Below are 11,371 nucleotides of genomic sequence, written 5' to 3'. Positions count from 1 at the left end.
CGCCAAATAGTTTGGCGAATCTTGATGTGTCGAACTTTAACACTTCGAATGTAACAAATATGAGTTCGATGTTTGAAGGGTTAACAAAAGTAACGTCGTTAGAAATTACCAATTTTGACACTAGTTCGGTCACGACTATGGCTAGTATGTTTAAGGGCGCAAATAGTTTGGCGAATCTTGATGTGTCGAACTTTAACACTTCGAATGTAACAAATATGAGTTCGATGTTTGAAGGGTTAACAAAAGTAACGTCGTTAGAAATTACCAATTTTGACACTAGTTTGGTCACGACTATGGCTAGCATGTTTAGGAACGCAAGTGCTTTGGAAAATATTGATGTGTCAAACTTCAATACTTCGAGTGTGACAAATGTAGTTGCGATGTTTGAAAATTTGAAAAAAGTCTCCTTGTTGGATGTCTCAAGATTTGATTTACAAAATGTAACTAGTTTGGAACGTATGTTTTCTTATTGTGAAACCTTAACTGAATTGGATGTCTCAAATTGGGATGTCTCAAAAGTTCGAAGTTTGACTTCAACCTTCCAAGGTATGGTGAGTCTTCTCAAGTTAGATGTCTCAAGATGGAATACTGAAAACTTTGGCACGTTGTATGATACTTTTGCAAGTGCGGAAAAATTAAATGAATTGGACGTTTCAAATTGGAATACGAGTAGAATGGGGGGGCTTTATCGTGCTTTTTACGGAACCCCTGCATTAAAAGTTCTAGATGTTTCTAATTGGGATACAAGTAACTTCTTTACACTCTTCTTGGCTTTTGCTTCCAATGGTGCAACCGTACTGGATGTTTCCAACTGGGATACAAAAAACGTGGTTAGTATGTTTGGTACGTTTAATGGTAATGGGGCAACACATTATGACTTTTCAAACTGGAATACTGAAAATGTTACTGAGATGGAGAGTATGTTTTCAGGAACGCGGGCAACAAATTTAGATTTAAGTACCTTTAATACTGAGAAAGTTGAATTCATGAGTTACATGTTTAATCAGGCAACCAATCTGGAAAGTTTGGATATTTCAGGTTTTAGTTTTGAGTCAGTAAGTAGAAGCCGAGTAAACGCGATGTTCGCTAATACACATAAACTATCACATCTAACCCTTGGAACTAAATTTAGTGAATTTCCAGGTGACAATGACAGAGCGTATCTTCCATTGATAAACACATCTACCAAAGAATATACTGGAAGATGGATTGGTATTTCAAGTAACAATAAAGATATCACCTATGCGTCTAGCGATTCATTAATAGATGACTTTGAAGCAGAACATGAAGGAACTTTTGTTTGGGAAAGACTTCAACCTCCCTCACTGAATGTTGAAATTTCAGTAAACGAAAATGATATTCGAATAGGTGATGTATTTGAAGTTACATACTCTATATCAAATCGAACTGAAGAGATTACAGCAATGGATGCACAAATTAAAATTCCATTGCCACCTACTGATAATGTAGAGATAGATGAAAGTTCAATTCAAATGCATTATCCAGATGGTAGAGTTGAAGCGATACCAGCTACGTCTATCATTAATAACACAATTGAGTACAGTGTTGGAGACATAAATTATGATGAAAATATTAAAATAGTTTATTCAGCCAAAGCGATTGAGCAAATCAATAACCCTGTAGGGTTAGAGTTTGATGTAATGTTTAAAGATGAATGGAGCAATGAGTACAGCGTAACGACACAAGCACCTTTAGTAATAACGGGGGGAGTATTATCTTTCAAAGAGGTACCAGACGAGCTCCGATTTGAAACCACTGAAATCTCCGCGTTCAATAAGAGGATCAAACGTGAAGTAGACGATTGGACGATGACTGTTTCAGATACACGAACAATAGTTGAGGGACTAAATAAAGAAAGTGACGTTAGAAATGATTGGTATGTCACGGCAACAACATCAAGCCCTCTTTCTAATGGTAATAAGAAATTAGTTGATTCATTGATTTTTAAATCTTCAAGTGATCAAGTGACACCGCTAGGACTAGATGCAGTTCCAGTCTACAATCATTCCGTTTTAGGCGAGAAGGGTGCAGTAACTACACCAATTGTATGGGAAGCCGATCGAGGCATACTCGTTGACGTAATTCCTGGACAGGCAGCAAAAGATACGGTTTATAAAACATCAATTGACTGGAATCTAATTTCAGCTCCAATTTAGAAAAGGAGGTTACACATATGAAGTTAATCATTTCATTTATTTCTTTTTGGATAATAGGAATTAGTTTACCTACTCAATCAGTGAATGCTGCTACATATCCTAATGCTGAAAATGCAATATCGGATGTCGGTGTGATGTTTGTCGATGGTCCTAAAGAAGAGCCGAATATAAAACCGGATGATCCAAAAGAGGCTCCAGATGATTATGTTAAACGACTACTTCCTAAGCTTGGATTATCATCTGTAAACTTTATAACTTTAATAGGCGTTTTCGCTACATTTCTTATTTTGAGGAGAGCAATTACTAAAAAAGTAAGAAATAGAAACTAGTTAAAAGAAGAAATTATATTTCTTTAAGCTTAGGGGGATTGCGATGAAATTAGCAAATAGATTGTTTGGAGCAGCGCTATTTACACTTGTAATTAGAAAACAACTTGTTCAAGTGAATATCTTTTTAATCAAGAAGAAAGATAGTGAATAATAAAGGCGTCGTATTCAAAATTTGAGAGTACTAAGTACAAAAGAAGATATTAAATTGTTTTCAACAATTAATATAAAAATACAAAGAAGAAGGAGTTTTATGATGAAGTTAACAAATAAACTATTAGGTGCAGCACTATTTTCAATCGTATTGGGAGGTCAAGCTGTTCAAGTTTCAGCAGCTACTTATAATAATGCTACTAATGCAGACTCTGATGCGGTAGTAGAATTTATTGAAAATCAAGGGCCAGGTGAAATTATTGATCCACTTGATCCAGAAGTTCCAGTAGATCCAGAAAACCCAGTTAATCCAAATCCGGGAGCGTTACGCATTAATTATGTTTCTGATTTTGACTTTGGTCAAATCGAACAATCAGGATCTGCTAAACATTCATTTGCAGCCTTAGACAGTGTAGCCAATGCTGGAACTACCGATTTTAGAGAAGTGCCAAACTTTGTATCGGTACAAGATGATCGAGGTAGTAATGCAGGGTGGCGCTTGACAGTGTCTCAATCTGAGCAGCTAACTGCTGTTGATGCAGATGGAACGCATGTATTGGATTCAGCAAAAATTACATTAAAAAACGCTCAAAATGCTAATACAGCTTCACCATTCCAACCTACAACGATTAGCACAGATATTGAAATGACAATAGATGGTGATACAAAAGATGTTGCCATTGCTGATGAAGGAAAAGGAATGTCAACTTGGTCAATCGGTTTTGGAGACTCAAACGCAGTCGCTACTGAATCTATCAGATTAGACGTTCCAGGAGAAACAAAAAAAGTAAAAGGTGTTCAGTACAAGACACAATTAAATTGGAATCTTGCTAGTACGCCTCTCTAGAATAATCTGAACTGCATGCATCAGGCCTGTCAGGTTACGATTGCCTGATGCACTATGATTGATTATTGAACCATATTCAATTTCTAAAAAAAATATTAAAAAGTTTTGAGATTTTAATTTACTAAATGATATTAAATTGCTTTTAGCAACTAATATAAAATAATAATAAAGAAGGAGTTTTATCATGAAATTAACTAATAAATTATTGGGTGCAGCACTATTTTCAATCGTATTGGGAGGTCAAGCTGTTCAAGTTTCAGCAGCTACTTATAATAATGCTACTAATGCAGACTCTGATGCGGTAGTAGAATTTATTGAGAATCAAGGGCCAGGTGAAATTATTGATCCACTTGATCCAGAAGTTCCAGTAGATCCAGAAAACCCAGTTAATCCAAATCCGGGAGCGTTACGCATTAATTATGTTTCTGATTTTGACTTTGGTCAAATCGAACAATCAGGATCTGCTAAACATTCATTTGCAGCCTTAGATAGTGTAGCCAATGCTGGAACTACCGATTTTAGAGAAGTGCCAAACTTTGTATCGGTACAAGATGATCGTGGTAGTAATGCAGGATGGCGTTTGACAGTGTCTCAATCTGAGCAGTTAACGGCTGTTGATGCAGATGGAACGCATGTATTGGATTCAGCAAAAATCACATTAAAAAACGCTCAAAATGCTAATACAGCATCACCATTCCAACCTACAACGATTAACACAGATATTGAAATGACAATAGATGGTGATACAAAAGATGTTGCCATTGCTGATGAAGGAAAAGGAATGTCAACTTGGTCAATCGGTTTTGGAGACTCAAACGCAGTCGCTACTGAATCTATCAGATTAGACGTTCCAGGAGAAACAAAAAAAGTAAAAGGTGTTCAGTACAAGACACAATTAAATTGGAATCTTGCTAGTACGCCTCTATAAAATATTATGATCCGTATGCACCAGGCGAATCATGTGACATTTGTCTGGTGCACTACATTATAAACTAGAGAGGATATTAAATTTATGAAAAGAATTATAACTACTATCTTAACAACTATTATTATTTTGGCAGGTTTTAGTCCAATTTTTGCTTTTGCAGATGGGAAAGAAGAAGGAAATAAAAGTTTCTCTGTGGAACCACTAATTCCTACTGAACAAGCGGATAAAACCTTATCATACTTTAATTTGGTTCTTCAACCTAATCAAGAGTCTGTGCTCGAGGTAAAAGTGAGTAACCATTCTGAAGATGAAATTACAGTGTTAGCAGAAACCAATACCGCATTTACCAATAATAATGGAATAACTCAATACAGTGCAAGCGAGCGTAAACCTGATAGTACTCTTATACATTCTTTTTCTGAAATTGGTAGACTCGAAGAAAATGAAATTAAACTGGCTGGTAATGAATCTAGAAACATTAAAATATCTTTGAAGATGCCTGATGAAAAATTTGATGGACACATTCTTGGAGGAATATATTTTAGTTTGAAAAATGATTCCACTGAAGAACAAAAAAAGCAAATCGCTAATACGTATTCTTATACTATAGGTGTACTACTATCAAATACGGGTGAGGAAATTGCTTCAAATCTAGTTCTATCTGAGGTAAGAGCTGAACAAAAGAACTTTAGAAATGTGATTTTAGCTAATATTCAAAATACAGAAGCAGCTATGATTCGTGAGTTAAAACTTGATGGAAAAATATATCCAGAAAAAGGATCAGAGGTTCTATATCAAGCACAAACAGAAAATTTAAGAATGGCTCCCAATTCAAATTTTGATTATTCTATTCCTTTAGGAAATAAGCGATTCCAATCGGGGTCTTATCGACTAGAAATGACTGCAGTTGCTGATGGTAAAGAATATAAATGGGTTGAAAAGTTTAAAATAACGTCTGATGAAGCAAAGCGCTTTAATGAGACAGCAGTAGAACTGGAGAAACCTAACAATTTAATCTACTATATTATCATTGGTGGCACTATACTAGCAATTTTAATAGTAATAGTAGTTATTCAAGGGAGAAGATTATCAAAAAAGAATCAACCTGAAAGCAATAAATTGAAAAACTCTTCAAAAAAGAAAAAAAGGAAAAAAAAATAGACAGAAAATAATTCTATGGATAACTATATCTTGATTTGAAAGATATATTATAGTTGATATAAATAACAAATATTTAATTAGTAGAAATGAAAACGAGGTTATAAACATGATTTCATTGTCTTATGATTCATACAAAAAAATGAAAAACAATTTAAAAATGTTGGAATGGACATGGAATGAGTATAAGAGTAAATATCCAGATGAAGCAATAACTTTTAAATATGGTGGTCAACTGAAACGAGTGATCGAGACTAGTAGACATGAGGTATTACTGAGGAATATGCATTACAATAAATTTACTAAGAAAGTAAAGATACCTCAATTTGCATATAGTGAACTAAGAGAACTTGAATACATCTTGAAAATTATTGAATCATTATTGAAATTTGATAAATGTACCATGTAGTATGCGATATTTTTTATTAAAATAATGAGGTGAAAAAATGAAAATTGGGTATACAGTAGGGGGCTTAGATGAAGTAGAACATCTAAAGACACATGGCAATTGTGATATTGTGATCCGGGGGAAAAATTACAAAGAATACCGAGAGGAATTTGAACAGTTTTTAATTGATTATTCCATGTATGAGCTTGTAGTTCGAAATGTAGAAAATACAGGACTCATGATACTTCAATTAGGAGCAATATTAGAAGAGTTTTGCGAGCAAATAAATATGCTTACATTTCTTGAAAAGGAGACAGATTCAAATGAAGATTACATGAATATCATAGTAAAGATGAGCTCCAGAGATAAGAATGTAATGAGAAGGAGAACTAAGTTAGGGCTAGAAAATGCAAGAAAAAATGGGAAACGATCTGGTCGTCCAAGTTTAGGAAAACAAACTATTTTGAAAATTCGGTATTTAGCTCAACAAGAATTGAGAGGTTTAAGGGAAGTTGCGTTTTTGTGTGATGTCTCGTTAGGAACAGTTCATAAATATGCCACTATGAGTGATGAAACATTCAAATTACTTACAAATACATTTTCAGATTAGTAAAGAATTCATTTCATATCGCAACACCATCAAAGTGTAAAAAATTCAATGTGTTTTAATTATACTATTATTACAGGACATGTAAACTCAAAAAGAAAAAATGTACCTATTTGAAGAAAATAAGAAATCAGTAACTTGAAATCTAAATTTTGTAGAATTTGAAGTTAGGAGAACGATTATGACACAAACTATGATTGACATTATGAAAAAGGAAATCTAGAGTTGCGTATTTATCGTGGTTAAAGATTTCCCTTCAGCTGACAGTTTACTGATTGATTAAAGTTCTGAAATAATGCAATACAAATTTAAAAAGTGCAACAATAAGAGGAGTACATTATGGAAAATGAAGTGGGATTACCCCAAGTTGATAGAGACAGGCTTTCCAAAATGGATGATCAGTTATTTGAGGAAAGAGAATTGAGAAATAGATATGCAACACTTTTAGAAGTAAATCAACTTTTATTGGCTCAAGTAGCTAATCTCGGTCAATCATTTCGAGCGTTGAATTTACCTAATCAAACTAAGAGAACTCAAGAAGCTACGAATAATAAAATACAACAAGCGCTGTCTCTATGTGATGTATTACAATCAGCAATTGATTTAGGTACCTATCCCAATGAGAATACAGTAATCGGATTCCAAACATGTATCAAACAAAATCCCACTTTTCAAATTGATAGTCCCATGAAATCAAATAAAATTCTTGAGGGATTTACAAATACTACGAACTCAACTAGATTATCTACCTATTTTAGAGGAGAGTTGGATTTTTAAATAGTAGCATTTTTTATACAATAGACGATAAAAGAGCTTACTATAATATAACAACAGAACCTTAATAAATCTTTGAAAGAAGTGATTATACATGAATTTAGGAAAAGAAACTAAAGTGATTCAGCCGACAGCAACCAACTATGTAATTCAATTGGTGGTGGGGTGTTTTGGTATCTTGTTGCTATTTGTACCAGTAACTAGGGAGATTTTAGAGAACTATGCTTATTCAGGGATTAATGCAAGATATCTTATTTTATTTTTAGGAATATTAGCCATTATTCATGGGATATTTAAAATAATTAACATCAAACAAGAGCCATGTATTACATTGTATGAAGCTGGCTTAAAAGTAGGAACTTTTTCTTCTACCTATGAAGATCTAATTATTAGGGTAACAGGCAATAAGTTTTCTTTTTCAAACAGAGACAAAGAAGTCTCTTACATTTTATCTCTATCCAAAAAAGATTATAAGACAGTAGTGGGGATATAGAATATTGAATATTACATATCTTAGAAGAGATAACCAGCATTTTTTTCAGTTGCTAGTATTTCCTTGTCTTTCACTTATCTTACTTTTCGTGAATATTTTGTGGATTAAAAATGATATAGTGACATTTTTTTCAATTCCAACTTCAATCTATATCTTGTCTATTGTTTGTCGATTAGTAAAAAATAGGAGTAATAATATTGAGTTATCAAAAGATAAACAATTAGTTTATCGCGGGAATAATTATTCTTATCAAAATTATGATTTTTTTTATGATGAATTTATTTTAGGATATAAAGATATTCCTTTCTTAATAATAGAAAGTAAATTTGTGTTAACAATAATTAATAGGGCAAACAAAAACGATAAACTGAATATAGATTGCAGTTCTTTTTCATTGAAAGACAAAAATAAGCTTATAAGGTTTTCAAAAATGGTTTAAGATAAGATCTAATTATGAGAATCAATTTGAGAGTTCTGTTGGTAATTATTATAGAAACAAAGAGAGTTCTCGTGGTTTAGTAAAATGATGCAGCACCTCCATCAACGTATTTGAGTTTGATGGATACTGAAGAGTCTAAGAGATTCTTTTCTGTCTCTCCTTTTTTGGAGAAAGAGCAATCATTTCCATGTTTTTTGTAGTACGGGTGCTATTATTTTCTCTTACTTAACACCGTGTTTAGGTTCAAGGGGAATTGGATAAAAATGATATTTATTAAGCACATAAATCGACTGGAAAACGGATACATTGTATACTTATTTTACAAAAAGGGGGATTGGGAGATAATATAACAAATGTTTGTTATTCACTCGGAAGGAAAAAATTAATATTTACTTAGTAAGAATGTTAGTGCATAGGTAATGTTTGATGAAGAATTTATTTAATGGGAACGGATATGAAAATGAACTAATAATTTTTGGAAAAGTTAGACCAATTGTTATGAAAAATTAAGATTATGTAGCACTTGTTGTCATCGAAATTTATATTACTAATGTAATGATGAAAAGTAATTCGGTTTTTTTGTTCTAGTAGACTTTCTAACAAAATAGAGTATGATTTTTTTCGAAGTGGTGAATTAAGGAAAAATTGAATAACTGAAAAGGAGAGTGGATGGTATGCCACCAGTGGTTGCATTTGGAATTGTTATGCTTGTTTGGACAATTGGAGAGTTAGTATCAAAGAAAACAAAGGCGCTTATATCCATGATGTTAGTCGCCTCAATTATCTTTTTAGTAGGGTTTGCGACAGACATACTTCCTCATGATTTAATTTTAAATTCAGGGTTGTTGAACTTGGGGAATGCGGTAATTGGTATCATCATTGTTCACCTTGGAACAATGATGAGCATTGAGGATTTGAAAGCTCAATGGAGAACGTTTCTAATCGGAGTTGTGACTGTCGTAGTGATGACGGTTATCTTATTACTCGTGGGCATGCAACTATTTGATACTAATGTTGCAGTAGCCGGGACAGCCTCAATTACAGGAGGTACTTTATCCATTTTGATGGTCCAGGAAGAGGCTTCAAGGATATTAGCTGAAGGTGGAGACGCAGGAATGTTGAGCGGGTATTTATTAGCAGTCTTCCCGCTGTTAGTGTTAAATATGAAAAATTTAGTAGGTTTTTTGGTGACTGCTAATATCTTAAAGAAAGAAGCTCGACGGGTTCAAACAGAATATCGTAAAGGCAATTTAGAATTTTATGAAAAAGAAGTTGAAGAAAATACAAAAGAAGATCGTATCAGTATCCTACCTGACTTTTTACAGACTGCTTATGGCACTCTCTTTTTACTAGCAATGACAGTTTATGTCGCGATGATAATTAGTGATTGGACGCAAGGGAATGTAAATACCTTCGTGATTGCCTTGTTATTAGGCATTATTTTAAGACACTTTAAGATATTGAAGCCGAATGCTCTTTCAACCACAGATACTTTTGGTTTATTGATGGTTTCCATCATGGTCATTGCGTTTGGTCCTTTGGCAGATATTGTTCCTTCAGACTTAGTGGCTCTTATTTGGCCTATATGTTTTTACTTAGTAGCAGGTGTGTTGGCCATCTTTATAAGTTCTTATTTTATCGGAAAAAGTGTTGGGTATTCTGGTCCTTTATCTTTAGCTGTAGGAATGACGACCTTTTTTGGTTTTCCTGGTACCATGGTGCTGACAAAAGAAGCCGCAGAGGCAGTAGGAGAATCACCGGAAGAAATTGCAGTGATTGAACAAAATATTTTACCGATTATGGTAACAGCTGGTTTTTCAACTGTCACTATTACCTCAGTTATTACTGGAGGCATTATCGTAGGGTTTATGATTGGGTAAATATTTTCCAGTATGATGTTCATGGCTTAATGCTTATGGAAAGCTGTGGGTCAACTAATTTATTAAACGAGGAGTGAGATCGAATGAGCCAAGAACGATTAATTAATACTTTTATAGAGTTAGTAAAGATTGACTCTGAATCAAAAAACGAAGGAAGATTTCAACAGTTTTTAAAAGAACGTTTTGCCCAACTAGGATTAGAGACGATTGAAGATCAAAGTATGGAAAAAACAGGTCTTGGGGCAAATAATTTATTATGTCGTTTACCAGGCATCGTAGAAGCTGAGCCAATTTTCTTTTCTTGTCACGTTGATACAGTGACACCAGGTGTGGGAATCTCCCCAATTATCAAAGAGGATGCTATCTTTTCAGATGGGACGACAATATTAGGGGCAGATGATAAGGCCGGAATTGCGATTATGATTGAAGTTATTGAGCGGTTAAAGGAACAAAAGTTACCACATGGTGTCTTGGAATTTGTTCTATCACCAGGCGAAGAGATTGGTCTAGTCGGGGCTAACGCCTTTGATGTTAGTCAGTTAGAGTCAGATATTGGGTTTGTTTTAGATAATGGGGGGCCTGTCGGGAGTATCACAGTTGCAAGTCCAACGCTTGTAGGAATAGAAACAACTATCAAGGGGAAAACAGCTCATGCTGGTTTGGAACCTGAGAAGGGGGTATCCGCAATAACAATTGCAGCGAAAGCCATTTCCAAGATGCGCTTAGGTCGAATTAATTCTGAAACGACTGCTAACATTGGGTCTATACATGGTGGTACAGCAACGAATATTGTGGCAGATGAAGTAAAAGTGACAGCTGAAGCTCGTGCTATTTCTCATAGTGAATGTGAATCTCAAGTCTCTCATATGATAGATCAATTCTCTGAATCAGCTAACGTCTTAGGTGGAGAAGCACGGAGTGTGACGGATGTAAAATCAGTTGGTTATCGTTTAACTGACGATCATCGAACGGTTCGGTTAGCAACACAAGCAATAATGGCTGTGGATCGCTTAGTAACGTATGACGTGAGTGGCGGTGGAAGTGACGCAAATGTGTTTAACGCAAAGGGAAAAGAGACAGCAAATCTGTCCATCGGATATGAAAAAATCCATACAGTTAACGAGTACATTCCTACAAAAGAATTAGAAACGGCAACTAATATGGTCTTGCATTTGGTTTCAACAGTTATCAAATAGGTAAG

Annotated in this window: 10 protein-coding genes; all 10 read left to right on the top strand. The window is 34.4% G+C overall.

What is annotated here, in order from left to right; genetic code table 11:
- Positions 1 to 2,177 (top strand): BspA family leucine-rich repeat surface protein (locus tag I6N95_RS25090; RefSeq protein WP_209532649.1); only part of this gene is annotated, 2,177 nt, incomplete at its 5' end.
- A 17-nt stretch (positions 2,178 to 2,194) separates the two neighbouring features.
- Positions 2,195 to 2,506 (top strand): hypothetical protein, encoded by a 312-nt coding sequence (locus I6N95_RS25085; RefSeq protein WP_209532647.1) that lies wholly within the window; start codon positions 2,195 to 2,197, stop codon positions 2,504 to 2,506.
- Between the two features lie 253 nt (positions 2,507 to 2,759).
- Positions 2,760 to 3,503 (top strand): WxL domain-containing protein, encoded by a 744-nt coding sequence (locus I6N95_RS25080; protein WP_209532646.1) that lies wholly within the window; start codon positions 2,760 to 2,762, stop codon positions 3,501 to 3,503.
- Between the two features lie 184 nt (positions 3,504 to 3,687).
- Complete coding sequence (locus I6N95_RS25075; RefSeq protein WP_209532643.1) at positions 3,688 to 4,431, top strand: WxL domain-containing protein; 744 nt, start codon at positions 3,688 to 3,690, stop codon at positions 4,429 to 4,431.
- 84 nt (positions 4,432 to 4,515) lie between these two features.
- A complete protein-coding gene (locus I6N95_RS25070; protein ID WP_209532641.1) occupies positions 4,516 to 5,592 on the top strand; it encodes a WxLIP family cell surface protein in 1,077 nt (358 codons plus the stop codon).
- A gap of 443 nt (positions 5,593 to 6,035) precedes the next feature.
- Positions 6,036 to 6,587 (top strand): recombinase family protein, encoded by a 552-nt coding sequence (locus tag I6N95_RS25065; protein WP_209532640.1) that lies wholly within the window; start codon positions 6,036 to 6,038, stop codon positions 6,585 to 6,587.
- 336 nt (positions 6,588 to 6,923) lie between these two features.
- Complete coding sequence (locus I6N95_RS25060) at positions 6,924 to 7,361, top strand: hypothetical protein (protein ID WP_209532638.1); 438 nt, start codon at positions 6,924 to 6,926, stop codon at positions 7,359 to 7,361.
- Between the two features lie 91 nt (positions 7,362 to 7,452).
- A complete protein-coding gene (locus I6N95_RS25055) occupies positions 7,453 to 7,851 on the top strand; it encodes a hypothetical protein (protein ID WP_209532636.1) in 399 nt (132 codons plus the stop codon).
- 1,113 nt (positions 7,852 to 8,964) lie between these two features.
- Positions 8,965 to 10,170, top strand: a complete 1,206-nt coding sequence (locus I6N95_RS25050; protein ID WP_209532634.1) for a hypothetical protein — start codon at positions 8,965 to 8,967, stop codon at positions 10,168 to 10,170.
- Between the two features lie 83 nt (positions 10,171 to 10,253).
- Positions 10,254 to 11,366 carry a M20/M25/M40 family metallo-hydrolase gene (locus tag I6N95_RS25045; RefSeq protein WP_209532632.1) on the top strand — a complete coding sequence of 371 codons (1,113 nt, stop codon included), beginning with the start codon at positions 10,254 to 10,256 and terminating at the stop codon, positions 11,364 to 11,366.
- Positions 11,367 to 11,371 lie beyond the last annotated feature (5 nt).

The sequence above is a fragment of the Vagococcus allomyrinae genome, assembly GCF_017829975.1.
Taxonomy (GTDB): Bacteria; Bacillota; Bacilli; order Lactobacillales; family Vagococcaceae; genus Vagococcus_D; species Vagococcus_D allomyrinae.
The sequence above is the reverse complement of the archived record's forward strand: the minus strand, read 5'-3'. Positions and strand labels throughout refer to the sequence as shown.

Excerpts from the sequence above, each read along its gene's own strand:
- I6N95_RS25045 (WP_209532632.1), top strand. The coding sequence starts at position 10,254 with ATGAGCCAAGAACGATTAATTAATACTTTTATAGAGTTAGTAAAGATT.
- I6N95_RS25085 (WP_209532647.1), top strand. The coding sequence starts at position 2,195 with ATGAAGTTAATCATTTCATTTATTTCTTTTTGGATAATAGGAATTAGT.
- I6N95_RS25050 (WP_209532634.1), top strand. The coding sequence starts at position 8,965 with ATGCCACCAGTGGTTGCATTTGGAATTGTTATGCTTGTTTGGACAATT.
- I6N95_RS25065 (WP_209532640.1), top strand. The coding sequence starts at position 6,036 with ATGAAAATTGGGTATACAGTAGGGGGCTTAGATGAAGTAGAACATCTA.
- I6N95_RS25080 (WP_209532646.1), top strand. The coding sequence starts at position 2,760 with ATGAAGTTAACAAATAAACTATTAGGTGCAGCACTATTTTCAATCGTA.
- I6N95_RS25060 (WP_209532638.1), top strand. The coding sequence starts at position 6,924 with ATGGAAAATGAAGTGGGATTACCCCAAGTTGATAGAGACAGGCTTTCC.
- I6N95_RS25070 (WP_209532641.1), top strand. The coding sequence starts at position 4,516 with ATGAAAAGAATTATAACTACTATCTTAACAACTATTATTATTTTGGCA.
- I6N95_RS25055 (WP_209532636.1), top strand. The coding sequence starts at position 7,453 with ATGAATTTAGGAAAAGAAACTAAAGTGATTCAGCCGACAGCAACCAAC.
- I6N95_RS25075 (WP_209532643.1), top strand. The coding sequence starts at position 3,688 with ATGAAATTAACTAATAAATTATTGGGTGCAGCACTATTTTCAATCGTA.